This is a genomic window from Cupriavidus sp. MEYA8 (assembly GCF_059278825.1).
This window is the reverse complement of record NZ_CM181221.1, coordinates 3,369,861-3,395,105: the sequence shown is the minus strand read 5'-3', so window position 1 is coordinate 3,395,105 and position 25,245 is coordinate 3,369,861. Positions and strand designations below refer to the sequence as shown.

At 64.2% G+C, this 25,245-nt stretch carries 18 protein-coding genes; 17 read left to right on the top strand and 1 reads right to left on the bottom strand.

What is annotated here, in order from left to right; genetic code table 11:
- Window positions 1-146: 146 nt before the first annotated feature.
- From rplK to rpsJ, 12 genes are all read left to right on the top strand, one after another.
- Window positions 147-578 (top strand): 50S ribosomal protein L11, encoded by a 432-nt coding sequence (gene rplK, locus AC5WJ1_RS15865; RefSeq protein ID WP_010810467.1) that lies wholly within the window; start codon window positions 147-149, stop codon window positions 576-578.
- On the top strand, window positions 579-1,274 hold the full coding sequence (gene rplA, locus AC5WJ1_RS15860) for a 50S ribosomal protein L1 (RefSeq protein ID WP_029049799.1): 696 nt from the start codon (window positions 579-581) through the stop codon (window positions 1,272-1,274). It abuts the gene before it with no gap.
- A gap of 407 nt (window positions 1,275-1,681) precedes the next feature.
- Window positions 1,682-2,203: a 50S ribosomal protein L10 gene (gene rplJ / locus AC5WJ1_RS15855; RefSeq protein ID WP_115660927.1), complete on the top strand. Its 522-nt coding sequence runs from the start codon at window positions 1,682-1,684 to the stop codon at window positions 2,201-2,203.
- Window positions 2,204-2,272: 69 nt separating this feature from the next.
- Window positions 2,273-2,647 carry a 50S ribosomal protein L7/L12 gene (rplL, locus tag AC5WJ1_RS15850; protein WP_010810464.1) on the top strand — a complete coding sequence of 125 codons (375 nt, stop codon included), beginning with the start codon at window positions 2,273-2,275 and terminating at the stop codon, window positions 2,645-2,647.
- A 428-nt stretch (window positions 2,648-3,075) separates the two neighbouring features.
- Window positions 3,076-7,182: a DNA-directed RNA polymerase subunit beta gene (gene rpoB / locus AC5WJ1_RS15845; RefSeq protein ID WP_133098469.1), complete on the top strand. Its 4,107-nt coding sequence runs from the start codon at window positions 3,076-3,078 to the stop codon at window positions 7,180-7,182.
- A gap of 115 nt (window positions 7,183-7,297) precedes the next feature.
- On the top strand, window positions 7,298-11,545 hold the full coding sequence (gene rpoC / locus AC5WJ1_RS15840; protein WP_135706078.1) for a DNA-directed RNA polymerase subunit beta': 4,248 nt from the start codon (window positions 7,298-7,300) through the stop codon (window positions 11,543-11,545).
- 186 nt (window positions 11,546-11,731) lie between these two features.
- Entirely contained in the window at window positions 11,732-13,579 is a 1,848-nt protein-coding gene (gene recQ, locus AC5WJ1_RS15835; protein ID WP_135706077.1) for a DNA helicase RecQ, read from the top strand.
- A 337-nt stretch (window positions 13,580-13,916) separates the two neighbouring features.
- Window positions 13,917-14,294, top strand: coding sequence for a 30S ribosomal protein S12 (rpsL, locus tag AC5WJ1_RS15830; protein WP_010810460.1), 378 nt, complete (start codon window positions 13,917-13,919; stop codon window positions 14,292-14,294).
- 228 nt (window positions 14,295-14,522) lie between these two features.
- Window positions 14,523-14,993, top strand: a complete 471-nt coding sequence (rpsG, locus tag AC5WJ1_RS15825) for a 30S ribosomal protein S7 (protein WP_010810459.1) — start codon at window positions 14,523-14,525, stop codon at window positions 14,991-14,993.
- 117 nt (window positions 14,994-15,110) lie between these two features.
- A complete protein-coding gene (fusA, locus tag AC5WJ1_RS15820) occupies window positions 15,111-17,219 on the top strand; it encodes an elongation factor G (protein ID WP_029049804.1) in 2,109 nt (702 codons plus the stop codon).
- Window positions 17,220-17,297: 78 nt separating this feature from the next.
- Window positions 17,298-18,488, top strand: a complete 1,191-nt coding sequence (gene tuf, locus AC5WJ1_RS15815) for an elongation factor Tu (RefSeq protein WP_133098639.1) — start codon at window positions 17,298-17,300, stop codon at window positions 18,486-18,488.
- A gap of 78 nt (window positions 18,489-18,566) precedes the next feature.
- On the top strand, window positions 18,567-18,875 hold the full coding sequence (rpsJ, locus tag AC5WJ1_RS15810; RefSeq protein WP_006160488.1) for a 30S ribosomal protein S10: 309 nt from the start codon (window positions 18,567-18,569) through the stop codon (window positions 18,873-18,875).
- 195 nt (window positions 18,876-19,070) lie between these two features.
- Here the strand turns inward: rpsJ and AC5WJ1_RS15805 are convergent, their stop codons facing one another.
- Window positions 19,071-20,081: an AraC family transcriptional regulator gene (locus tag AC5WJ1_RS15805; RefSeq protein ID WP_133093423.1), complete on the bottom strand. Its 1,011-nt coding sequence runs from the start codon at window positions 20,079-20,081 to the stop codon at window positions 19,071-19,073.
- 323 nt (window positions 20,082-20,404) lie between these two features.
- On the opposite strand from AC5WJ1_RS15805, the gene AC5WJ1_RS15800 reads away from it, so the two are divergent.
- The 5 genes from AC5WJ1_RS15800 (at window position 20,405) to rplC (ending at window position 25,245) form a co-directional block, all read left to right on the top strand.
- Complete coding sequence (locus AC5WJ1_RS15800; protein WP_133093424.1) at window positions 20,405-21,634, top strand: dienelactone hydrolase family protein; 1,230 nt, start codon at window positions 20,405-20,407, stop codon at window positions 21,632-21,634.
- A 92-nt stretch (window positions 21,635-21,726) separates the two neighbouring features.
- Window positions 21,727-22,515, top strand: a complete 789-nt coding sequence (locus tag AC5WJ1_RS15795) for an SDR family oxidoreductase (protein WP_133093425.1) — start codon at window positions 21,727-21,729, stop codon at window positions 22,513-22,515.
- Between the two features lie 46 nt (window positions 22,516-22,561).
- Window positions 22,562-23,803 carry a styrene monooxygenase/indole monooxygenase family protein gene (locus AC5WJ1_RS15790; RefSeq protein ID WP_195431123.1) on the top strand — a complete coding sequence of 414 codons (1,242 nt, stop codon included), beginning with the start codon at window positions 22,562-22,564 and terminating at the stop codon, window positions 23,801-23,803.
- 1 nt (window position 23,804) lies between these two features.
- Entirely contained in the window at window positions 23,805-24,305 is a 501-nt protein-coding gene (locus AC5WJ1_RS15785; protein WP_133093427.1) for a flavin reductase family protein, read from the top strand.
- A 289-nt stretch (window positions 24,306-24,594) separates the two neighbouring features.
- Window positions 24,595-25,245: a 50S ribosomal protein L3 gene (rplC, locus tag AC5WJ1_RS15780; RefSeq protein WP_010812397.1), complete on the top strand. Its 651-nt coding sequence runs from the start codon at window positions 24,595-24,597 to the stop codon at window positions 25,243-25,245.

Genomic DNA, 25,245 nt, shown 5'->3' with positions numbered 1-25,245 from the left:
CGGCCGAGAGGGCGGCAACTGGCAACGGCAGTGTCCCAGGGCGTTGCCAAAGAGGAGCGTGAGGCCGTGCCACCGGTGCGGCGACAGCGCGTTACGACTCAACAGGATCGTCTTCCCCGAGTGGAGCGATCCGGATTGGAGTAGAGATGGCCAAGAAGATCATTGGCTTTATCAAGCTGCAGATTCCGGCTGGTAAGGCAAATCCCTCCCCGCCCGTTGGTCCCGCACTGGGTCAGCGTGGTCTGAACATCATGGAGTTCTGCAAGGCGTTCAATGCCCAGACCCAAGGCATGGAGCCTGGTCTGCCGGTGCCGGTGGTGATTACCGCCTTCGCCGACAAGAGCTTCACCTTCGTGATGAAGTCGCCGCCTGCGACCGTGCTGATCAAGAAGGCAGCCGGCATCACCAAGGGTTCGCCGAAGCCCCATACCGACAAGGTTGGCAAGATCACCCGCGCCCAAGCTGAAGAAATCGCCAAGGCCAAGAACGCTGACCTGACCGCCGCCGACCTGGACGCCGCCGTGCGTACCATCGCCGGTTCGGCTCGTTCGATGGGCATCACCGTGGAGGGTCTGTAAATGGCTAAGGTTTCCAAGCGCGTCGCCGCCAACAAGGCGAAGATCGAGCGTACCAAGTTCTACCCGATCGACGAGGCCCTGGGCCTTGTGAAGGGCTGCGCCTCGGCGAAGTTCGACGAGTCGATCGACGTGGCCGTGCAACTGGGTATCGACGCCAAAAAGTCGGACCAGGTGGTTCGTGGTTCCGTGGTGCTGCCCGCCGGTACCGGCAAGTCGGTGCGCGTGGCTGTGTTCGCCCAGGGCGACAAGGCCGAGGCCGCCAAGGCCGCCGGTGCTGACATCGTTGGCATGGAAGACCTGGCCGAGCAAGTCAAGGCTGGCAACCTGAACTTCGACGTCGTGATCGCTTCGCCGGACACGATGCGTATCGTCGGTACGCTGGGCCAGATCCTGGGCCCGCGCGGCCTGATGCCGAACCCGAAGGTCGGTACCGTGACCCCCGACGTGGCCCAGGCCGTGAAGAACGCCAAGGCCGGTCAGGTCCAGTTCCGTGTCGACAAGGCCGGTATCATCCACGCCACCATCGGCCGCCGTTCGTTCGAAGACGCCGCGCTGAAGAGCAACCTGTCGGCGCTGCTGGACGCGCTGGTCAAGGCCAAGCCGGCCACCAGCAAGGGCGTGTACCTGCGCAAGATCGCTGTTTCGTCGACCATGGGCGTCGGCGTGCGTGTCGACCAGGCTACGCTGGCTGCCTGAGCTGACGGCAAATTGCTGACCGGCACCCGATAACACCGGTCGGCAAAAAGAATTGAAGACCCTGGCCAATGGCGAGGGTCGTCTCCGGACCGCAAGGGATGGAGCATGGCTTTGGGCAGCGGTGCTCGCTGGATGCGCAAGCATCGGCAGGCATCGCTGGTTATCAAAGACCGCTGGTGTCCTTGTCCGCGGCAGTGATGCGGAAAGGGCTTAATCGGTCGGAACGTGCGGCAAGGCTTCATGCCTGAGCGACGTCTTCCGGCCAGCCAGCGCAGATGGCGCACCCGAAGGGATTGAAGCAACCGGGCACTGACCCGGGTGATTCGGGCCAATCGGACGCCGTTCGTTTGTGCTGACGTGAAGGCTCCGGTATAGCCGGAGACCCAGCGTCATTTTGGAGCTTAACCGTGCCACTCAATATTGAAGATAAGAAGGCCGTCGTTGCTGAGGTCTCGGCGCAAGTCGCCAAGGCCCAGACCATCGTCGTCGCCGAATATCGCGGCATTGCGGTTGGCGATCTGACCAAGCTGCGTGCTGCCGCTCGCCAGCAAGGCGTGTACCTGCGTGTTCTGAAGAACACGCTGGCTCGCCGTGCCGTCGAAGGTACGCCGTTTGCAGGCCTCGCAGAGCAGATGACCGGTCCGCTGATCTACGGTATTTCCGAAGATGCAGTGGCCTCGGCCAAGGTTCTGAACGACTTCGCCAAGACCAACGACAAGCTGGTCCTGCGCGCCGGGTCGTATGACGGCAAGGTTCTCGACGCTGCCGCCGTGAAGGCGCTGGCCTCGATCCCGACCCGCGACGAACTGATTGCTCAGCTGCTGGGCGTGATGCAGGCACCGGTGTCGGGCTTCGCCCGTCTGCTGGCTGCCCTGGCCGCCAAGAAGGAAGAAGGCGCTCCCGCGGAAGCGGAAGCCGCCGGCGCCTAAGGCAATCCAGGCCGCGCATCGAAAGATCGCATTACCGATACCGAATCAAATCTAGTAGGAGTATTTCAAATGGCAATCACCAAAGACGACATCCTGGAAGCCGTTGGCGCGATGTCCGTGATGGAACTGAACGACCTGGTCAAGGCGTTCGAAGAGAAGTTTGGCGTGTCGGCTGCTGCCATGGCCGTGGCTGCTGCTCCGGGCGCTGGCGGTGCCGCCGCTGCTGAAGAGCAGACCGAGTTCAACGTGATCCTGGCCGAAGTCGGCGCCAACAAGGTTGGCGTGATCAAGGCCGTTCGCGAAATCACCGGTCTGGGCCTGAAGGAAGCCAAGGACCTGGTCGATGGCGCACCGAAGCCCGTCAAGGAAGGCGTGGACAAGGCCGCTGCTGCCGAAGCCAAGAAGAAGCTGGAAGACGCCGGCGCCAAGGTCGACGTCAAGTAATGTTGTACTCGCGTGCCCTTGCGGCACGCGAATGGGGCTGGCAAAGGGAAATTCCCGGCGCCAGCCTTTTTGCGCTTGTGCGATTGTGTTTTAGTCACCACTCGGCACAGCGGCAAAGTTACAAAATGTGATGTTTGCGGGTCCCGGCACCACTTCATTTGCCGGCAACTCAGCAGAGGCCAAACATCAGTGGCACACTAAGTGGTTGCTGCTGATGTTTGTCTTCTGAACCGACTGCAGAAGACAAGTTTGGTCGGGTGTCCCCCGGGCGAGTGCAGGCGTTGCGCTGATGCGACGACCACACCGCCCGCAGCGTGCGGACACCGTCAGCCAGAGGTTGGTAGCGGCCAACCGCCAAATCCCCTCCCAGTCGCTGAACACCTCAGGCGCGGCCAGGTCCAGCCGTCCTGCGATGATTCGGAGATCCCATGGCGTACAGCTTCACCGAAAAGAAGCGCATTCGCAAAAGTTTTGCGAAGCGCGCGACGGTACATCAGGTTCCATTCCTGCTTGCCACTCAGATTGAATCCTACACCCAGTTCTTGCAAGCGGAAACGCCGACCGCGCGTCGCAAGAGCGAAGGCCTCCAGGCCGCATTCAACGCAATCTTCCCGATCTCTTCGCATAACGGGCTCGCCCGTATGGAGTTCGTCTCGTATCACCTGTCCAACCCGCCGTTCGACGTCAAGGAATGTCAGCAGCGTGGCCTGACCTTCCACTCGGCCCTGCGCGCCAAGGTTCGCCTGATCATCAACGATCGCGAGAACCCGGGCAAGGTCAAGGAAGTGAAGGAGCAGGAAGTCTACATGGGTGAGATCCCCCTGATGACTTCCACCGGTTCGTTCGTGATCAACGGCACCGAGCGTGTCATCGTCTCGCAGCTGCACCGCTCGCCGGGCGTGTTCTTCGAGCACGACAAGGGCAAGACCCACAGCTCGGGCAAGCTGCTGTTCTCGGCCCGTATCATCCCCTACCGCGGTTCGTGGCTGGACTTCGAGTTCGACCCGAAGGACATCCTGTACTTCCGCGTCGACCGCCGCCGCAAGATGCCGGTGACGATCCTGCTGAAGTCGATCGGCCTGACCCCGGAACAGATCCTCGCGCACTTCTTCGTGTTCGACAACTTCACGCTGCAGTCGGAAGGCGCGCAGCTGGAGTTCGTGCCCGAGCGCCTGCGCGGTGAAGTCGCGCGCTTCGACATCGCCGACAAGAACGGCCGCGTGGTGGTCGAGAAGGACAAGCGGATCAACGCCAAGCATATCCGCGACCTGGACTCAGCCGGCACCAAGCTGATCAGCGTGCCGGAAGACTACCTGCTGGGCCGCGTGCTGGCCAAGAACATCATCGACCCGGATACCGGCGAGGTGATTGCCAACGCCAACGACGAGCTGACCGAAACGCTGCTGGAAAACCTGCGCGAAGCCGGTGTCAAGCAGATCCAGACCCTGTACACCAACGATCTGGACCAGGGCCCGTACATGTCGCAGACCCTGCGCGTGGACGAGACCGCCGACCAGACCGCTGCGCGTATCGCGATCTACCGCATGATGCGCCCGGGCGAGCCGCCGACCGAAGAAGCCGTGGAAGCGCTGTTCCAGCGCCTGTTCTACAGCGAAGAGTCGTACGACCTGTCGCGCGTTGGCCGCATGAAGGTCAACAGCCGCCTGGGCCGCCCCAGCGGTGAAGGCGCCATGGTGCTGCAGGACGAGGACATCCTCGAGACCATCAAGATCCTGGTCAACCTGCGCAACGGCAAGGGCGAGGTCGATGACATCGACCACCTGGGCAACCGTCGCGTGCGTTGCGTCGGCGAACTGGCCGAAAACCAGTTCCGCGCCGGCCTGTCGCGTGTGGAGCGCGCCGTCAAGGAACGTCTGGGCCAGGCCGAGACCGAGAACCTGATGCCGCACGACCTGATCAACTCGAAGCCGATCTCGTCGGCGATCCGCGAGTTCTTCGGTTCGTCGCAGCTGTCACAGTTCATGGACCAGACCAACCCGCTGTCCGAGATCACGCACAAGCGCCGTGTCTCCGCACTGGGCCCGGGCGGTCTGACCCGCGAGCGCGCAGGCTTTGAAGTCCGCGACGTGCACCCGACCCACTACGGCCGCGTGTGCCCGATCGAAACGCCGGAAGGTCCGAACATTGGCCTGATCAACTCGCTGGCACTTTACGCGCGCCTGAACGAGTATGGCTTCCTGGAAACCCCGTACCGCAAGGTCGAGAACAGCAAGCTGACCGACCAGGTCGACTACCTGTCCGCGATCGAGGAAGGCAAGTACGTGGTGGCGCAGGCCAACGCGACCGTCGACGCCGACGGCAACCTGACCGACGAACTGGTGTCGGCGCGCGAAGGCTCCGAGCGTGAGACCCGTATGGTGACGCCGGACCGCGTGCAGTACATCGACGTGGCGCCGTCGCAGATCGTGTCGGCCGCAGCCTCGCTGGTGCCGTTCCTGGAACACGATGACGCGAACCGTGCACTGATGGGCGCGAACATGCAGCGTCAGGCCGTGCCTTGCCTGCGTCCGGACAAGCCGCTGGTCGGCACCGGCATCGAGCGCACCGTTGCGGTCGACTCGGGTACGGCCGTGCAGGCGATGCGTGGCGGCGTGGTCGACTACGTCGACGCGATGCGTATCGTGATCCGCGTGAACGACGACGAAGCCGTGGCCGGTGAAGTCGGCGTGGACATCTACAACCTGATCAAGTACACGCGCTCGAACCAGAACACCAACATCAACCAGCGTCCGATGGTGAAGGTCGGCGACCACGTTGCCCGCGGCGACGTGATTGCCGACGGCGCCTCGACCGACCTGGGCGAGCTGGCACTGGGCCAGAACATGCTGGTGGCGTTCATGCCGTGGAACGGCTACAACTTCGAGGATTCGATCCTGATCTCGGAGCGTGTGGTGGCCGAAGACCGCTATACCTCGATCCACATCGAGGAACTGTCGGTGGTTGCCCGCGACACCAAGCTGGGACCCGAGGAAATCACGCGCGATATCTCGAACCTGGCCGAAGCCCAGCTGGCTCGCCTGGACGAGTCGGGCATCACCTACATCGGCGCCGAGGTTGAAGCCGGCGACGTGCTGGTGGGCAAGGTCACGCCGAAGGGCGAGACCCAGCTGACTCCGGAAGAGAAGCTGCTGCGCGCGATCTTCGGCGAGAAGGCATCGGACGTGAAGGACACCTCGCTGCGCGTGCCGTCGGGCATGAGCGGCATCGTGATCGACGTCCAGGTCTTCACCCGCGAAGGCGTGACCCGCGACAAGCGCGCCCAGTCGATCATCGACGACGAGCTGAAGCGCTACCGCCTGGACCTGAACGACCAGCTGCGTATCGTGGAAGGCGATGCCTTCCAGCGTCTGGAGCGCCTGCTGATCGACAAGACCGTCAACGGCGGTCCGAAGAAGCTGGCCAAGGGCGCCAAGATCACCAAGGAATACCTGGCTGACGTCGACAAGTACCACTGGTTCGACATCCGTCCGGCCGACGAGGAACTGGCTGCCCAGCTGGAAGCCGTCAAGGAAGCCATCGAGCAGAAGCGCCACGAGTTCGACCTGGCCTTCGAAGAGAAGCGCAAGAAGCTGACGCAGGGCGACGAACTGCCGCCGGGCGTGATCAAGATGGTCAAGGTCTACCTGGCCGTCAAGCGCCGCCTGCAGCCTGGCGACAAGATGGCAGGCCGTCACGGTAACAAGGGTGTGGTGTCGAAGATCGTCCCGATCGAAGACATGCCGTACATGGCGGACGGTACCCCGGCCGACATCGTGCTGAACCCGCTGGGCGTGCCGTCGCGGATGAACGTGGGCCAGATCCTGGAAACCCACCTGGGCTGGGCCGCGCGCGGCCTGGGCCAGCGCATCGGCGACATGCTCAAGGCCTCGGCCAAGGCGCAGGAACTGCGCACGCTGCTCTCGCAGATCTACAACGAGAGCGGCAAGCCGGAAGACCTGGACAGCCTGAGCGACGCCGAAGTGCTGGAACTGGCGCACAACCTGAAGAAGGGCGTGCCGTTCGCGACGCCGGTGTTCGACGGTGCGCACGAGAAGGAAATCAAGCGCATGCTCGACCTGGCCTACCCGGACGAGATCGCCGCCGAGAAGGGCCTGACGGCTTCCAAGCAGCAGGTCACGCTGCACGACGGCCGCACCGGCGAAGCGTTCGAGCGTCCGGTCACGCTGGGTGTGATGCACATGCTGAAGCTGCACCACCTGGTCGACGACAAGATGCACGCACGTTCCACCGGCCCGTACTCGCTGGTGACGCAGCAGCCGCTGGGCGGTAAGGCCCAGTTCGGTGGCCAGCGTTTCGGTGAGATGGAAGTGTGGGCACTGGAAGCCTACGGCGCGTCCTACGTGCTGCAGGAAATGCTGACGGTCAAGTCCGATGACGTGAACGGCCGTACCAAGGTGTACGAGAACATCGTCAAGGGCGAGCACTCGATCGATGCCGGCATGCCGGAATCGTTCAACGTGCTGGTGAAGGAAATTCGCTCGCTGGGTATCGACATCGACCTCGATCGCTACTGATCGAGACGATGCGGGTGCCAGCCACGGCGGGCACCCACCAGCGCAGGATTTCCCACAGGATTGAATGCCGCGGCACCGGACAGACTCCGGAGCGGCGGCGAAACAAGGAGTTGCAATGAAAGCATTGCTCGATCTCTTTAAGCAGGTACAGCAGGAAGAGCAGTTCGACGCGATCAAGATCGGCCTGGCCTCGCCCGAGAAGATCCGTTCGTGGTCGTACGGCGAAGTGAAGAAGCCGGAAACGATCAACTACCGTACGTTCAAGCCGGAACGCGACGGCCTGTTCTGCGCCAAGATCTTTGGCCCGATCAAGGACTACGAGTGCCTGTGCGGCAAGTACAAGCGCCTGAAGCACCGCGGCGTGATCTGCGAGAAGTGCGGCGTTGAAGTGACGCTGGCCAAGGTGCGCCGCGAGCGCATGGGCCACATCGAACTGGCCGCGCCGACCGCGCACATCTGGTTCCTGAAGTCGCTGCCGTCGCGCCTGGGCATGGTCCTGGACATGACGCTGCGCGACATCGAGCGCGTACTGTACTTCGAAGCATTCGTGGTGCTCGAGCCCGGCATGACCCCGCTCAAGAAGAGCCAGATCATGTCGGAAGACGACTACCTGGCGAAGTGCGACGAGTACGGCGAGGGCGAGTTCGTCGCCATGATGGGTGCCGAGGGCATCCGTGAACTGCTGCGCGGCATCGACATCGAGAAGCAGATCGAACAGATCCGCGCCGAGCTGCAGGCCACCGGTTCCGAAGCCAAGATCAAGAAATTCGCCAAGCGCCTGAAGGTGCTCGAGGCCTTCCAGCGTTCGGGCATCAAGCCCGAGTGGATGATCCTCGAAGTGCTGCCGGTGCTGCCGCCCGAGCTGCGTCCGCTGGTGCCGCTGGACGGCGGCCGCTTCGCGACCTCGGACCTGAACGACCTGTATCGCCGCGTCATCAACCGTAACAACCGCCTGAAGCGCCTGCTGGAGCTGAAGGCGCCTGAGATCATCGTGCGCAACGAAAAGCGCATGCTGCAGGAAGCGGTTGACTCGCTGCTGGACAACGGCCGTCGCGGCAAGGCGATGACCGGCGCCAACAAGCGTCCGCTGAAGTCCCTGGCCGAAATGATCAAGGGCAAGGGCGGCCGTTTCCGTCAGAACCTGCTGGGCAAGCGCGTCGACTACTCGGGCCGTTCGGTCATCGTGGTGGGCCCGACGCTCAAGCTGCACCAGTGCGGCCTGCCCAAGCTGATGGCGCTCGAGCTGTTCAAGCCCTTCATCTTCCACAAGCTGGAAACGATGGGCATCGCCACCACCATCAAGGCGGCGAAGAAGGAAGTCGAAAGCCAGACCCCGGTGGTGTGGGACATCCTCGAAGAGGTGATCCGCGAGCACCCGGTGATGCTGAACCGTGCGCCGACGCTGCACCGCCTGGGTATCCAGGCGTTCGAGCCGGTGCTGATCGAAGGCAAGGCCATCCAGCTGCACCCGCTGGTCTGCGCGGCGTTCAACGCTGACTTCGACGGTGACCAGATGGCTGTCCACGTCCCGCTGTCGCTGGAAGCGCAGATGGAAGCCCGCACCCTGATGCTGGCCTCCAACAACGTGCTGTTCCCGGCCAACGGCGACCCGTCGATCGTGCCGTCGCAAGACGTGGTGCTGGGTCTGTACTACACGACCCGCGACAAGATCAACGGCCGCGGCGAGGGCATGACCTTTGCCGACATCAGCGAAGTGATCCGCGCCTACGAGAACAAGGAAGTCGAGCTGGCTTCCCGCGTGAACGTGCGTATCACCGAGTATGAGCTTGTCGACAAGGACGCCGAAGGCGACGCCCGTTTCGCACCCAAGATCACGCTGCAGGCCACCACGGTCGGCCGCGCGATCCTGTCCGAGATCCTGCCGAAGGGCCTGCCGTTCTCGGTGCTGAACAAGCCGCTCAAGAAGAAGGAAATCTCGCGCCTGATCAACACGGCGTTCCGCAAGTGCGGCCTGCGCGAGACCGTGATCTTCGCCGACAAGCTGCTGCAGTCGGGCTTCCGCCTGGCAACCCGCGCCGGTATCTCGATCGCGATCGACGACATGCTGGTGCCGCCCGCCAAGGAGAAGATCATCGCCGAGGCCTCGGCCAAGGTGAAGGAATACGACAAGCAGTACATGTCGGGTCTGGTGACCGACCAGGAACGCTACAACAACGTCGTGGACATCTGGGGCGCCGCCGGCGACCAGGTGGGCAAGGCGATGATGGAGCAGCTCCAGCACGAAGACGTGGTCGACCGCGATGGCAAGACCGTGAAGCAAGAGTCGTTCAACTCCATCTACATGATGGCCGACTCGGGCGCACGGGGTTCCGCGGCGCAGATCCGCCAGCTGGCCGGTATGCGTGGCCTGATGGCCAAGCCGGATGGCTCGATCATTGAAACGCCGATTACGGCGAACTTCCGTGAAGGCCTGAACGTTCTGCAGTACTTCATCTCGACCCACGGTGCCCGTAAGGGTCTGGCGGATACGGCACTGAAGACCGCGAACTCGGGTTACCTGACCCGTCGTCTGGTCGACGTGACCCAGGATCTGGTCGTGGTGGAAGACGATTGCGGCACCTCCAACGGCGTGGCCATGAAGGCCCTGGTCGAAGGCGGTGAAGTGATCGAAGCCCTGCGCGACCGTATCCTCGGCCGTGTGACCGTGGCCGACGTGGTGAACCCGGAAACCCAGGAAACCGCGATCGAATCCGGCACGCTGCTGGACGAAGACCTGGTCGAGCTGATCGACAACATCGGCGTGGACGAAGTCAAGGTCCGCACCCCGCTGTCGTGCGACACGCGCTACGGCCTGTGCGCCAAGTGCTACGGCCGCGACCTCGGCCGCGGCGTGATGGTGAACTCCGGCGAAGCGGTTGGCGTGATTGCCGCCCAGTCGATCGGTGAGCCGGGCACCCAGCTGACCATGCGTACGTTCCACATCGGTGGTGCGGCATCGCGTGCGGCGGTGGCATCGAGCGTGGAAGCGAAGGCAACCGGTACCGTGCGTTTCACGGCGACCATGCGCTACGTCACCAATGCGAAGGGCGAACTGATCGTCATCTCGCGTTCGGGCGAGGCGCTGATCACCGACGACCACGGCCGCGAGCGCGAGCGCCACAAGATCCCGTACGGCGCCACGCTGCTGGTGCAGGACGGCCAGGCCATCAAGGCTGGCACGCAGCTGGCCACGTGGGATGCACTGACTCGCCCGATCGTCTCGGAATACACCGGTACGACGAAGTTCGAGAACGTCGAAGAAGGCGTGACCGTCGCCAAGCAGATGGACGAAGTGACCGGCCTGTCGACCCTGGTGGTGATCGACGCCAAGCGCCGCACGGCTGCAACCAAGGGCATCCGCCCGCAGGTGAAGCTGCTCGACGCCAACGGCCAGGAAGTGAAGATCCCGGGCACGGACCACTCCGTGACCATCGGCTTCCAGGTCGGCGCGCTGATTACCGTGAAGGACGGCCAGCAGGTGCACGTGGGTGAAGTGCTCGCACGTATCCCGACCGAATCGCAGAAGACCCGCGACATTACCGGTGGTCTGCCGCGTGTGGCCGAGCTGTTCGAAGCGCGTTCGCCGAAGGACGCCGCCGTGCTGGCGGAAGTCACGGGCACGACCTCGTTCGGCAAGGACACCAAGGGCAAGCAGCGCCTGGTCATCACTGACCTGGACGGCAATGCCCACGAGTTCCTGATCGCTAAGGAAAAGCAGGTGCTGGTGCACGACGGCCAGGTGGTGAACAAGGGCGAAATGATCGTGGAAGGTCCGGCGGACCCGCACGACATCCTGCGCCTGAAGGGCATCGAAGAGCTGGCGCACTACATCGTGGACGAAGTGCAGGACGTGTACCGTCTGCAGGGCGTGAAGATCAACGACAAGCACATCGAGGTGATCGTTCGCCAGATGCTGCGTCGTGTGCAGATCGCCGATGTGGGCGACACCAAGTTCATCCCGGGTGAACAGGTGGAGCGCTCGGAACTGCTCGACGAGAACGACCGCGTGATCGCCGAAGGCAAGCGTCCGGCAACCTACGAGAACCTGCTGCTGGGTATTACCAAGGCGTCGCTGTCGACCGACAGCTTCATCTCGGCGGCATCGTTCCAGGAAACCACGCGCGTGCTGACCGAAGCCGCGATCATGGGCAAGACCGATGACCTGCGTGGTCTGAAGGAAAACGTGATCGTGGGTCGTCTGATCCCGGCCGGTACCGGCCTGGCCTACCACCGTGCCCGCAAGGCGCGCGAGGCCTCCGAGCGCGAACGCGCCCAGGCGATCGCCGAAGAAGAGCAGTCGCTCTTCATCGAGCCGCCGCCGGTGGTGCAGGCGACGACCGAGGGTGAAGGCGACAACGCCTGATCTCGCAGTAGTGAATGCCCGCCGCAAGGCGGTCAAAAAGCCCGGCTGATCCAGCCGGGCTTTTTTTTATCCGCGCGTGGCGTGACCTTTCGTGAGAATCGTCGGAGAGTTTGCCCGCGAGGCGCGGTAGCCGGGTCCCTTAGTGGTAAGGTTACGGCTTTTCCGGCTTCAGCAATTCCGCAGTCCATGTCGCAAGCACTGGCGATCCTCAAGGATGTCTTCGGCTACCACGCCTTCCGCGGGCGCCAGGCCGAGATCATCGACCACGTTGCCGAAGGCGGCGACAGCCTGGTGCTGATGCCGACCGGCGGCGGCAAGTCGCTGTGCTACCAGATTCCGGCACTGCTGCGCCAGCGCTCAGGGCAGGGCGTCGGCATCGTGGTATCGCCGCTGATCGCGCTGATGCAGGACCAGGTCGCGGCGCTGACCGAAGCCGGCGTGCGCGCCGCGGTACTGAATTCGACGCTGACCGGTTCGGAAGCGTCCGCCGTCGAGCGCGACCTGCTCGCCGGCAGGGTGGAGATCCTCTACGTCGCACCCGAGCGGCTGATGACGCCGCGCTTCCTCGACCTGCTCGAGCGTACCCGCGTCGGGCTGTTCGCCATCGACGAGGCGCATTGCGTATCGCAGTGGGGCCACGATTTCCGGCCGGAGTACATCCAGCTGTCGGTGCTGCACGAACGCTTCCCGTACGTGCCGCGCATCGCGCTGACCGCGACCGCCGACGCGCTGACGCGCAACGAGATCATCGAGCGGCTGGCGCTGGACGACGCCCGCGTTTTCATCTCCAGCTTCGACCGGCCGAATATCCGCTACCGCATCGTCGAGAAGGACAATGCGCGCCAGCAGTTGCTGGCCTTTATCAAGGCCGAGCACACCGCCGCCGACGGCACACATGACAGCGGCATCGTCTACTGCCTGTCACGCAAGAAGGTGGAAGACACCGCGGCGTGGCTGGAAGGGCAGGGCATCAACGCGCTGCCTTACCATGCCGGCATGGACCCCGGCACGCGCCAGCGCCACCAGGCACGCTTCCGCGAAGAAGAAGGGCTGGTGATGGTGGCCACCATTGCCTTCGGCATGGGGATCGACAAGCCGGACGTCCGCTTCGTCGCTCACCTTGACCTGCCCAAGAGCATGGAAGGCTACTACCAGGAGACGGGACGCGCCGGGCGCGACGGATTGCCCGCCAATGCCTGGATGGCCTACGGCCTGGGCGACGTGGTGCAGCAGAAGCGCATGATCGACGAGTCGGAGGCGGACGAGGCGTTCAAGCGCGTGTCGTCGGCCAAGCTCGATGCGCTGCTGGGTTTGTGCGAAACCGCCGGCTGCCGGCGCCAGCGCATCCTCGCGTACTTCGACGAAGCCAGCGAGCCCTGTGGCAACTGCGACACCTGCCTGGAGCCGCCGGCCACCTGGGATGGCACGCGCGAGGCGCAGATGGCGCTGTCTTGCGTGTACCGCACCGCGCAGGCAAGCCGCATCCACTTTGGTGCGACCCACCTGGTCGACGTGCTGCGCGGCAATGCCTCGGAAAAGATCAAGCAGTGGGGCCATGACAAGGTATCGACCTTCGGCATCGGCAAGGACCGATCGGTGCATGAATGGCACACGGTCTTCCGCCAGCTGATCGCCCAGGGTCTGCTGATGATCGACCATGGCGGTCACGGCGCGCTGCTGCTGGGCGAACGCGCGCGCGAGGTGCTCAGGGGCGAGCGCCAGATCATCCTGCGACGCCAGGCTGCCAAGCCGGCCAAGTCCGGCGAGCGCGCGGCGCGCGGCAACCGCATCGACCATACCGCGGACATGGACGCCGATACGCTGGCCAACTGGGAGGCGCTGCGCCGCTGGCGCACCGAGGCCGCGCGCGAGCACGGCGTGCCGGCCTACGTGATTTTCCACGACGCCACGCTGGCCGAACTGGCGCGCACGGCGCCGGACTCGCTGTCGGCGATGCAGGGCATTCCCGGGATTGGTGCATCCAAGCTGGAGCGCTACGGGCAGGGCATCCTCGACACCCTGCGCGGGGTCTAGCCGGCGCTGCTTGTCAGCCGGGTATACGGCTTGACGGTATACGATTCCCCTGCTAGAGTGCCAGATTCGAGTTTTTGGCTTTGGATTTCGCTCGCCCGTCGGATATGTGGCTTTCATGCCGCTGCCGGCAAGCCTTCCGGACCGGTTTTGATGGACCGGTGGCGGCAGATGCGGGATCCGGATGCCGGCTCGCGCTCTTTGGCATGCTGTTACCGCACAGTCCCGTCTCCAGAGCGCGTCCGCTCATCTCTCCCGCCCAAAAACTTGTAGTTGCCTCTCCATCCTGGTTCATGCCGGTGCGAGGGGCGTTTTTCGTAAAACCAAGCTGGATTGAACAATGCCAACTATCAACCAACTGGTTCGCAAGCCGCGCGTCTCTGAAGTCGTCAAGAGCAAGAGCCCGGCGCTTGAGAACTGCCCCCAGCGCCGTGGTGTGTGCACCCGCGTGTACACCACGACGCCGAAGAAGCCGAACTCGGCACTGCGTAAGGTCGCCAAGGTGCGCCTGACCAACGGTTTCGAAGTCATTTCGTACATCGGCGGTGAAGGCCACAACCTGCAGGAACACTCGGTCGTGCTGATCCGCGGCGGCCGTGTGAAGGATCTGCCGGGTGTGCGTTACCACATCGTCCGTGGCTCGCTGGACCTGCAAGGCGTGAAGGACCGCAAGCAGGCCCGTTCGAAGTACGGCGCGAAGCGTCCGAAGGCGGCCTAAGCTTAGGGTGCCTGGGTCCGAAAGACCCACAGCAGCAACAACCGATAGCCTGTGGCGCAAGTCATGGTGCTGTCACCAGGCGGCGGTACAACGGAGCGCCTTTTTGGCAACCGTGCCGTCGAGTAAGTGGTCACCCGGCGAATTTGCTGTCTATTGCATGCAAGCTAGTTGGTGGCCGGAGAGCGGAAACAACTGACCGCGCTCTCAACTGAATCTAAAGGAAAGAAGATGCCACGTCGTCGTGAAGTCCCCAAGCGGGATGTTCTGCCTGATCCGAAGTTCGGCAACGTTGAAGTTGCCAAGTTTATGAACGTGCTGATGCTGGACGGCAAGAAGTCGGTTGCCGAACGTATCGTCTATGGCGCGTTCGACCAGATCGAAAAGAAGGCAGGCAAGGCCCCCATCGAAGTGTTCTCCGTTGCCATCAACAACGTGAAGCCGGTGGTGGAAGTGAAGAGCCGTCGCGTGGGCGGCGCCAACTATCAGGTTCCGGTCGAAGTCCGTCCGTCGCGTCGTCTGGCATTGGCGATGCGTTGGCTGCGCGAGGCCGCGAAGAAACGCAGCGAGAAGTCGATGGCGCTGCGCCTGGCAGGTGAGCTGCTGGAAGCATCGGAAGGCCGTGGCGGCGCGATGAAGAAGCGCGACGAAGTGCACCGCATGGCCGAAGCCAACAAGGCGTTCTCGCACTTCCGCTTCTAAAGCGCGCGAAAACACTGTTGGTTGCCGGGCGGGCTGTGTTTTCACACATCTCGCCCGTTTGTGTTAAGGGCGCAGGTCATGAGATCTCTGCGCCTCATGGACGAATAGAGGATTAAAGTGGCTCGTAAGACTCCTATTGAGCGCTACCGTAACATCGGTATTTCGGCTCACATTGACGCGGGTAAAACCACCACGACCGAGCGGATCCTGTTCTACACCGGTGTGAACCACAAGATCGGTGAAGTGCATGATGGCGCGGCCACCATGGACTGGATGGAGCAGGAGCAGGAGCGCGGCATCACCATCACGTCTGCTGCGACCACCGCCTTCTGGAAGGGCATGGGCGGCAACTACCCCGAGCACCGCTTCAACATCATCGACACCCCGGGCCACGTGGACTTCACCATCGAGGTGGAGCGTTCCATGCGCGTGCTGGACGGCGCCTGCATGGTCTACTGCGCAGTGGGTGGCGTGCAGCCGCAGTCGGAAACCGTCTGGCGTCAGGCCAACAAGTACAAGGTGCCGCGTCTGGCGTTCGTCAACAAGATGGACCGTACCGGCGCGAACTTCTTCAAGGTCTACGACCAGCTGAAGACCCGCCTGAAGGCCAACCCGGTGCCCGTCGTGGTACCGATCGGCGCTGAAGACGGCTTCCAGGGCGTCGTCGATCTGCTGGAAATGAAGGCGATCGTTTGGGACGAAGCCAGCCAGGGCGTGAAGTTCGAATACCAGGACATCCCGGCCGAGCTGCAAGCCACCGCTGACGAATGGCGCGAGAAGATGGTCGAATCCGCCGCCGAAGCCAGCGAAGAGCTGATGGAAAAGTACCTGGGCGGCGAAGAGCTGACCCGCGCCGAGATCGTCAAGGCGCTGCGTGACCGTACCATCGCCTGCGAAATCCAGCCGATGCTGTGCGGCACCGCGTTCAAGAACAAGGGCGTGCAGCGCATGCTCGACGCCGTGATCGACTTCCTGCCGTCGCCGGTCGACATTCCGCCGGTTACGGGCACGGACGAGGACGACAGCGAGAAGAAGCTCGAGCGCAAGGCTGACGACAACGAAAAGTTCTCGGCACTGGCGTTCAAGATCATGACCGACCCGTTCGTTGGCCAGCTGATCTTCTTCCGCGTCTACTCGGGCAAGATCAATTCGGGCGACACCGTGTACAACCCGGTCAAGAGCAAGAAGGAACGCCTCGGCCGTATTCTGCAGATGCATGCCAACCAGCGCGAAGAAATCAAGGAAGTGCTGGCCGGCGACATCGCCGCTGCAGTGGGTCTGAAGGACGCCACCACGGGCGACACGCTGTGCGATCCGGCTGCACCGATCGTGCTCGAGCGCATGGTGTTCCCGGAGCCGGTGATCTCGCAGGCCGTCGAGCCGAAGACCAAGGCTGACCAGGAAAAGATGGGCATCGCCCTGAACCGCCTGGCCGCCGAAGATCCGTCGTTCCGCGTGCGTACCGATGAAGAATCGGGCCAGACCATCATTTCGGGCATGGGCGAGCTCCACCTCGAAATTCTGGTCGACCGCATGAAGCGCGAATTCGGCGTGGAAGCCAACATCGGCGCGCCGCAGGTGGCCTACCGCGAAACCATTCGCAAGACGGCCGAAGGCGTCGAGGGCAAGTTCGTCAAGCAGTCGGGCGGCCGCGGCCAGTACGGTCACGCCGTGATCACGCTGGAACCGCAAGAGCCGGGCAAGGGCTTCGAGTTCATCGACGCCATCAAGGGCGGTGTGATTCCTCGTGAATACATCCCGGCGGTCGAGAAGGGTATCGTCGACACGCTGCCGAACGGTATCCTGGCTGGCTTCCCGGTGGTGGACGTGAAGGTGACGCTGACGTTCGGTTCGTACCACGACGTGGACTCGAACGAAAACGCGTTCCGCATGGCCGGCTCGATGGCTTTCAAGGAAGCCATGCGCAAGGCCAGCCCGGTCCTGCTCGAGCCGATGATGGCCGTGGAAGTGGAAACGCCGGAAGACTACACGGGTACCGTGATGGGCGACCTGTCGTCCCGCCGCGGCATCGTGCAGGGCATGGACGACATGGTGGGTGGCGGCAAGATCATCAAGGCCGAAGTCCCGCTGTCGGAAATGTTTGGTTATTCCACGTCGCTGCGCTCGGCCACGCAAGGCCGCGCCACGTACACCATGGAATTCAAGCACTACGCTGAGGCACCGAAGAACATCGCCGAAGCCGTGATGACGGCCAAGGGCAAGTAATTCGAAGTTTGCCGCCGCGCCTGCCGGTGCGGCGGCGCGATGAAACAACAAGACTGCATTCCTATCAGGAGCTAAGAAATGGCAAAGGAAAAGTTCGAGCGGACCAAGCCGCACGTGAACGTTGGTACGATTGGTCACGTTGACCATGGCAAGACCACGCTGACCGCAGCGATCGCCACGGTGCTGGCTGCCAAGTTCGGCGGTGCCGCCAAGAAGTACGACGAAATCGACGCAGCGCCGGAAGAGAAGGCACGCGGTATTACCATCAATACCGCCCACGTCGAGTACGAGACGGCCAACCGCCACTACGCGCACGTTGACTGCCCGGGCCACGCCGACTACGTGAAGAACATGATCACGGGTGCCGCCCAGATGGACGGCGCGATCCTGGTGTGCTCGGCCGCTGACGGCCCGATGCCGCAGACGCGCGAGCACATCCTGCTGGCCCGTCAGGTTGGCGTGCCGTACATCATCGTGTTCCTGAACAAGTGCGACATGGTGGACGACGCTGAACTGCTCGAGCTGGTCGAGATGGAAGTTCGCGAGCTGCTGAGCAAGTACGAGTTCCCCGGCGACGACACCCCGATCATCAAGGGTTCGGCCAAGCTGGCCCTGGAAGGCGACAAGGGCGACCTGGGCGAAGAAGCCATCATGCGCCTGGCCGACGCGCTGGACACCTACATCCCGACGCCGGAGCGTGCCGTTGACGGTACCTTCCTGATGCCGGTGGAAGACGTGTTCTCGATCTCGGGTCGCGGCACCGTGGTGACCGGCCGTATCGAGCGCGGCATCATCAAGGTCGGCGAAGAAATCGAAATCGTCGGTATCCGCCCGACCGTGAAGACCACCTGCACCGGCGTGGAAATGTTCCGCAAGCTGCTGGACCAGGGCCAGGCTGGCGACAACGTCGGTCTGCTGCTGCGCGGCACCAAGCGTGAAGACGTCGAGCGCGGCCAGGTGCTGTGCAAGCCGGGTTCGATCAAGCCGCACACGCACTTCACCGGCGAGGTGTACATCCTGTCGAAGGACGAAGGCGGCCGTCACACCCCGTTCTTCAACAACTACCGCCCGCAGTTCTACTTCCGTACGACCGACGTGACCGGCTCGATCGAGCTGCCGAAGGACAAGGAAATGGTCATGCCGGGTGACAACGTGTCGATCACCGTCAAGCTGATCGCCCCGATCGCCATGGAAGAAGGCCTGCGCTTCGCTATCCGCGAAGGTGGCCGTACCGTCGGCGCCGGCGTCGTGGCAAAGATCCTCGACTAAGCACTTCCTGGGACATGCCTGCGGGCATGTCCCCATTTAACTGGGCACCTTGCCCAATCGCTCTTTTAAGGAAATATCATGCAGAACCAGAAGATCCGTATCCGCCTGAAGGCTTTCGACTATCGCCTGATCGACCAGTCGGCTGCCGAAATCGTGGATACCGCCAAGCGTACCGGCGCAATCGTCAAGGGCCCGGTGCCCCTGCCGACCCGCATCCAGCGCTTCGACATCCTGCGTTCGCCGCACGTCAACAAGACCAGCCGCGATCAGTTCGAGATCCGCACTCACCAGCGCCTGATGGACATCGTCGATCCGACCGACAAGACGGTTGACGCGCTGATGAAGCTCGACCTGCCGGCCGGCGTGGACGTCGAGATCAAGGTGTAAAGATGCTTTGGGCCGCGTTGGTGGCCTGATGCAGCAAAAACGGCGAACCGCAGGGTTCGCCGTTTTTGTTGGCTGACAAGTTTGAATCGCCGATTGTTTGCTCCCCTCTCCCACTTCGCGGGAGAGGGGAGCCTCTACCAGGGGCGTTGGCTTGCGTTCAGCGCGTGGTGCACGTATGCCGGTACAGATCGGACGTCAACCCGCCCCACGCCGCCGCAGCGTCTGCGCCGGACATTCACCGAATGCCCGCCGATATTCGGCGCTGAAGCGCCCCAGATGCGCAAAACCCCAGCGCAATGCCGCGGCGCTGACCGATGCCACCGATGCATCGTTCAGCAGGTCGTGCCGCACCCGCTCAAGCCGCACGGTGCGCAGGTAGGCCATCGGCCCAGTACCGCGATGCTCGCGAAAGCCGGCAAACAGGCTGCGCACACTGACGCCGGCCACCTCCGCCAGCAAGGCCGGGTTCAACGCCGCATCAGCGTTGGCATGAATGTACTCCTCCACCACCTTGACATGGCGCGGCGCCAGCGGCTTGCCGTGCTCGCGCAGCGCGTCCGACAGGCTGTGCGGCTGTGCGGTCAGCAGCGTACCGATCACCAGTTGCTCGAGCTGGCAGGCGGTGAGGGGATGCCGGGCCGATTCCGGGGCCGTCTCGAGCATCGCGGCGAGGTAGCGCATCAGCTCGTACCAGGCGCCGGTGCGCCACGCCATGCCGAGCGCAAAGCGCAGCGCGCGCTCGGGACGCCGGCCCAGGTGGGCGGCGCAGATCCGGTCGAGCGCACTGCGCTCGATGCGCACGATCAGCTGGTCGCTGTCCGCGCTCCAGCGCATCGCGAGCGCGTCGGCCGGCGTCAGCACCGAGGCGCTGTCCGGCGTGGACAGGATGTGCTGGTCGCCACAGCGGATATCGGCCTGGCCCGACAGCGGCATCTGCACCAGCAGGAAGTCGCCCAGCGGACCGGGATCGATGGTGACGTCGGCGCCGTACGCCAACCGGTTGAACGACACCGCGCCCAGCGGGGCATGGTGCATGCGCGCCTGCAGCCGGGTACCACGCACTTCCAGCCGATGCGGCTTGAACACGCGGCCGACGGCGGCGCGCGTCTCGGCTACGTCGGTCGAGGCAAACACGCACCGCGCGGGGTCGCCGAGCAGGGCGCGCGCCAACGGTCCGGCGGCCGTGGCGGCGGGGGGCAGCTGCATTGTCTCGCTCCTCTGGCGTGGACCGCGGTGCTGCCGGGCAGGCTGGGCCTGGCGCCGTGCGCGCCGCATGGTCAGGGACCGGGCCGGCGGTCGAAGTCCGCCCGGCAAACGGTTTCCCACGCGATCCACTATAGCGGATGGGCCCCGGCCGCCGTGTGCCGCCGGCGCCACAGCGTTGACCGGGTCGGCAGTTTCCTGCACTAATCGGATAGCCGCTGCGCCCAGCGGCTAGTTTGCTGCGGTGCGGAGCCACCATGATGGATTCCAGCACGGCAGCCGCCCACCAGAGTACCGTAAAGCGAAAACGACAAGGAGAGCAGGCCATGGGCCAGACCATCCAGATCCAGACCCCAGAAGGCAGTTTCAGCGGTTATCTCGCCGTCCCGGCGGCAGGCAAGGGCCCGGGCATCGTGCTGTGCCAGGAGATTTTCGGCGTCAACGCCACCATGCGCCAGGTTGCCGACTACTACGCCGAAGAGGGCTACACGGTGCTGGTGCCCGACCTGTTCTGGCGCATCGCCCCGGGCATCGAGCTGATTGATCGCGGCGAAGACTTCCAGCGCGCGCTCGGCCTGTACCAGCAGTTCGACGAGGCCAGGGGCGTGCAGGATGTGGGCGCGGCCCTGGACGCGCTGCGCGCCCGCCCGGAATGCGCCGGCCAGACCGGCGTGCTGGGCTTCTGCCTGGGCGGCAAGCTGGCCTACCTGGCGGCTTGCCGGCTGCCGGACGTGGCTTGCGCAGTGGCCTACTATGGCGTCGGCATCGAGCATGCGCTGGCCGAGGCCGCCAATGTGCGCGGCCGCCTGGTGCTGCATATCGCGGAGAAGGACGGCTTCTGCCCGCCGAAGGCACAGGCCGCGATCCGCGAAGCGCTGGCCGGGCGCGACCACATCGAGGTCTATGTCTACCCGGGCGTCGACCACGCCTTCGCGCGCGTGGGCGGCGAGCATTTCGACAAGCCCTCCGCGCTGATGGCGCACCAGCGCGCGATTGCCGCGCTGCGCCGCGAGATGGGGCCGCACTACGATTTCTCCACGCTGTGGGACAAGCACTGCGAATATGAATTCGCCACGCGCGACGTGGATGCCACCATGGCGACGATGGTGCCGCAGCCCTACGTGAACCATATCCCGACCATGACCGGCGGCGTCGGCTACGCGCAGCTGCGGCGCTTCTACCAGAACCACTTTGTCCACAGCAATCCACCGGATACCACGCTGATTCCGCTGTCGCGAACGATCGGCACCACGCAGATCGTCGATGAACTGCTGTTCTGCTTCACGCATACCTGCGAGATCGACTGGATGCTGCCGGGCGTGCCGCCCACCGGCAAGCGCGTGGAGATCCCGCTGGTCGCCATCGTCAAGTTCCGCGGCGACAAGCTCTATCACGAGCATATCTACTGGGACCAGGCCAGCGTGCTGGTGCAGATCGGCAAGCTCGACCCGGCGGGTCTGCCGGTGGCGGGCGTGGAGACCGCGCGCAAGCTGCTGGATGAAACCTTGCCGTCGAACACGCTGATGGCGCGCTGGCAGGAGAGCGAGGGTAAGTAGCGAGCGCAAGTAGCGAGCACAACAACGATCCGGAGCGGGCCCGCAGAGGCCTGCCCGGAACACGGACACGGATGGCAAACAAGGAGACAACCATGAAGGGATTGCAGGACAAGGTGGCCATCGTCACCGGCGGCGCCACTCTGATCGGCGCTGGCGTGGCGCGGGCCTTCGTCGAGGCTGGTGCGCGCGTGGCGATCTTTGATATCGACGCCGCCAACGGTGAGCGCGTTGCCGCGGAGCTGGGCAAGGACGCGCTTTTTATCGCGGCCGATATCACGCAGGACGAACAGGTCCGCGATGCCGTGGGCCAGGTCGCGCAGCGCTTCGGCGGCGTGGACTTCCTGGTCAACCTGGCCTGCACCTATCTCGACGACGGCTTCCGCTCCAGCCGTGCCGACTGGCTGGCGGCGCTCGACGTCAACGTCGTGTCCGGCGTGATGCTGGCGCAGGCGGTGGCGCCGCTGATGCGCGCGCGCGGCGGTGGCGCCATCGTCAATTTCACCAGCATCTCGGCCAATGTCGCGCAGACCGGGCGCTGGCTATATCCGGTATCCAAGGCGGCCATCGCGCAGCTGACGCGCAATATGGCGATGGATCTGGCGCCCGACCGCATCCGCGTGAATTCGGTGTCGCCGGGCTGGACCTGGTGCCGGCTGATGGACGAGGTCAGCGGCGGCAACCGCGCCCGTACCGATGCCGTCGCCGCGCCATTCCACCTGCTGGGCCGCGTGGGCGAGCCCGACGAGGTCGCGCAGGTGGTGCTGTTCCTGTGCTCTGACCATGCCAGCTTCGTCACCGGCGCGGATTACGCCGTCGACGGTGGCTACAGTGCGATGGGCCCGGAGCAGAACGTCCCGGCAATCGGCAAGCTGGCCGGCTGACGCCATCGCCGCACACGCCATCCCCATCCAATCAGGAGACCACATCATGCGCCAACGCATCGCCATCGTAGGGGCCGGGCAATCCGGCCTGCAAATGGCCCTCGGGCTGCAGGCGGCCGGCTACCAGGTCACGCTGCTGTCCAATCGCACGCCGGAGCAAGTCCGCACCGGCAAGGTCATGTCGAGCCAGTGCATGTTCGACCGCGCCTTGCAGACCGAGCGCGACCTCGGCCTCAACTGGTGGGACGACAACTGCCCGCCGGTCGAAGGCATCGGCCTGGCCGTGCCGCATCCCGAACTACCCGGCGCGAAAGCCATCGATTGGGCCGCGCCGCTGGACCGGCCGGCACAGGCGGTCGACCAGCGGCTGAAGATGCCGGCGTGGATGGAAGCCTTCGCCGCGCGCGGCGGCGACCTGCGCATCGTCGATGTTGGCGTGGACGAACTGGAAGCGCTGACCGGCGAGCACGACCTGGTGCTGCTGGCCGCCGGCAAGGGCGAGATCGTCAGCCGCTTCGAGCGCGACGCGCAGCGCAGCCCGTTCGACAAGCCGCAACGCGCGCTGGCGCTGACCTATGTCACCGGCATGGTACCGCGCGAGCCGTTCTCGCGGGTTTGCTTCAACCTGATCCCGGGTGTCGGCGAATACTTCGTCTTCCCCGCGCTGACGCTGTCGGGGCCGTGCGAGATCATGGTGTTCGAGGGCATCCCCGGCGGCCCGATGGATCGCTGGGCCGAGGCACGCACGCCCGACCAGCACCTCGCAGAGAGCCTGCGCATCCTGCGCACCTATGCGCCGTGGGAGGCCGAGCGCTGCGAGCGGGTGGCGCTGACCGACGACAACGGCATCCTGTCGGGCCGCTTCGCGCCGACGGTGCGCAAGCCGGTGCTGACGCTGCCTTCGGGCCGGCTGGTATTCGGCATGGCCGATGCCGTGGTGGTCAACGACCCGATCACCGGGCAGGGTTCCAACAATGCCGCCAAATGCTGCAAGGTCTACCTCGACGCCATCCTCGCCCATGGCGAGCGGCCGTTCGACCGTGACTGGATGGAGCAGACCTTCGCCCGCTACTGGCAATACGCCGGCGATGTCGTGGCCTGGACCAACTCGCTGCTGACCCCGCCGCCGCCGCATATCCTGGCGCTGCTGGGCGTGGCAGGGCAGGCGCCCGCGCTGGCGGCGCGCATCGCCAACGGCTTCGACAATCCACCGGACTATTTCCCGTGGTGGATGGACGAGCAGGCTTGCCACCAGCTGATCGACCACCACCTGCCGCAGGCTGCCTGACATGGACACCACCAATCATGCCGCGCCCCTGCTCGATCCGCGCGAGTTGCGGCGGGTTTGCGGCCGCTACGCGACCGGCGTGGCGGTCATCGGTGCCTGTACCGCGCAGCTGCGGCCGGTCGGCATCACCGTCAACTCGTTCGCGTCGCTGTCGCTGGCGCCGCCGCTGATCCTGTGGAGCCTGGCGTCGCACTCGCCCAACGCCGGGTTGTTCGAGCCAGGCCGGCCGTTCGGTGTCAGCATCCTGCGCGCCGGGCACGGCGACCTGGCGCGCCGCTTCGCGACGCCGGCTGTAGACAAGTTCGCCGGCGTGCGCCATACGCGCTGCGCCCAGGGCGTGCCTTACCTTGACGAGGCGCTCGCCACGCTCGCGTGCCGCGTCGAGCGTGCCGATCCCGTGGGCGATCACCTGCTGATCGTCGGCGCGGTGGAGTCCATCTCGGCGGAAGAGGGCGAGCCGCTGGTCTTCTATAGTGGCGGCTTCGTGCGCGTCGCCGCCTGAGCCGCATGCCGGCGAGCGGCGTCTGCTGCCCGCCGCGCCGCCTTCGTGCCAGCTTTTGTGCACATCTGCTTGAATCCTGCCTACAACACCCATCGGCAAATCACAATTGCTTATTGCCCTTTCCTCGGGGAAGGGTTATAGTGTAAGGCTACCCGTGTCTCCGGGTAGTGGGTTGGCCGTTTTGGCCAGGCGCAGTCCTCTTTAGCGCAGCCCATCCGCGCACAAGCGCAAACACAGTTTTCGTGTATCAATCAGCCCCGGCCAATCGCAGCTGGGAATGGAGCAAACCATGAGCCTTGGCCTTGTAGGTCGCAAGGTTGGCATGACCCGTATTTTCACGGACGACGGTGAAGCGATTCCCGTGACCGTGGTCGAGGTCGGCGACAACCGCGTGACGCAAATCAAGACGGACGAGACCGACGGTTATACCGCGGTTCAAGTCACCTTCGGCGCACGACGCGCAAGCCGCGTCACCAAGCCGCTGGCGGGTCACCTCGCCAAAGCCGGCGTGGAAGCCGGCGAAATCATCCGCGAATTCCGTATCGATGCAGCCAAGGCTGCCGAACTGCAAGCTGGCGGTTCGCTGTCGGTCGACCTGTTCGAAGTCGGTCAGAAGATCGACGTGCAGGGCGTGACCATCGGTAAGGGCTACGCCGGTACCATCAAGCGCTATCACTTCGCCTCCGGCCGTGCCACCCACGGTAACTCGCGCTCGCACAACGTGCCGGGCTCGATCGGTATGGCGCAGGATCCGGGCCGCGTGTTCCCGGGCAAGCGCATGACCGGTCACCTGGGCGATGTCACCCGCACCGTGCAGAACCTGGAGATCGCCAAGATCGACGCAGAGCGCAAGCTGCTGCTGGTCAAGGGCGCCATCCCTGGCTCCAAGAACGGCAAGGTCATCGTTACCCCGGCCGTCAAGGCCAAAGCCAAAGCTTAA

Excerpts from the sequence above, each read along its gene's own strand:
- AC5WJ1_RS15785 (WP_133093427.1), top strand. The coding sequence starts at position 23,805 with ATGGACACCACCAATCATGCCGCGCCCCTGCTCGATCCGCGCGAGTTG.
- AC5WJ1_RS15800 (WP_133093424.1), top strand. The coding sequence starts at position 20,405 with ATGGGCCAGACCATCCAGATCCAGACCCCAGAAGGCAGTTTCAGCGGT.
- rplL (WP_010810464.1), top strand. The coding sequence starts at position 2,273 with ATGGCAATCACCAAAGACGACATCCTGGAAGCCGTTGGCGCGATGTCC.
- tuf (WP_133098639.1), top strand. The coding sequence starts at position 17,298 with ATGGCAAAGGAAAAGTTCGAGCGGACCAAGCCGCACGTGAACGTTGGT.
- rplK (WP_010810467.1), top strand. The coding sequence starts at position 147 with ATGGCCAAGAAGATCATTGGCTTTATCAAGCTGCAGATTCCGGCTGGT.
- AC5WJ1_RS15805 (WP_133093423.1), bottom strand. The coding sequence starts at position 20,081 with ATGCAGCTGCCCCCCGCCGCCACGGCCGCCGGACCGTTGGCGCGCGCC.
- rpsL (WP_010810460.1), top strand. The coding sequence starts at position 13,917 with ATGCCAACTATCAACCAACTGGTTCGCAAGCCGCGCGTCTCTGAAGTC.
- rpsG (WP_010810459.1), top strand. The coding sequence starts at position 14,523 with ATGCCACGTCGTCGTGAAGTCCCCAAGCGGGATGTTCTGCCTGATCCG.
- rplA (WP_029049799.1), top strand. The coding sequence starts at position 579 with ATGGCTAAGGTTTCCAAGCGCGTCGCCGCCAACAAGGCGAAGATCGAG.
- rpoC (WP_135706078.1), top strand. The coding sequence starts at position 7,298 with ATGAAAGCATTGCTCGATCTCTTTAAGCAGGTACAGCAGGAAGAGCAG.
- AC5WJ1_RS15790 (WP_195431123.1), top strand. The coding sequence starts at position 22,562 with ATGCGCCAACGCATCGCCATCGTAGGGGCCGGGCAATCCGGCCTGCAA.
- rplC (WP_010812397.1), top strand. The coding sequence starts at position 24,595 with ATGAGCCTTGGCCTTGTAGGTCGCAAGGTTGGCATGACCCGTATTTTC.
- rpsJ (WP_006160488.1), top strand. The coding sequence starts at position 18,567 with ATGCAGAACCAGAAGATCCGTATCCGCCTGAAGGCTTTCGACTATCGC.
- recQ (WP_135706077.1), top strand. The coding sequence starts at position 11,732 with ATGTCGCAAGCACTGGCGATCCTCAAGGATGTCTTCGGCTACCACGCC.
- rpoB (WP_133098469.1), top strand. The coding sequence starts at position 3,076 with ATGGCGTACAGCTTCACCGAAAAGAAGCGCATTCGCAAAAGTTTTGCG.
- AC5WJ1_RS15795 (WP_133093425.1), top strand. The coding sequence starts at position 21,727 with ATGAAGGGATTGCAGGACAAGGTGGCCATCGTCACCGGCGGCGCCACT.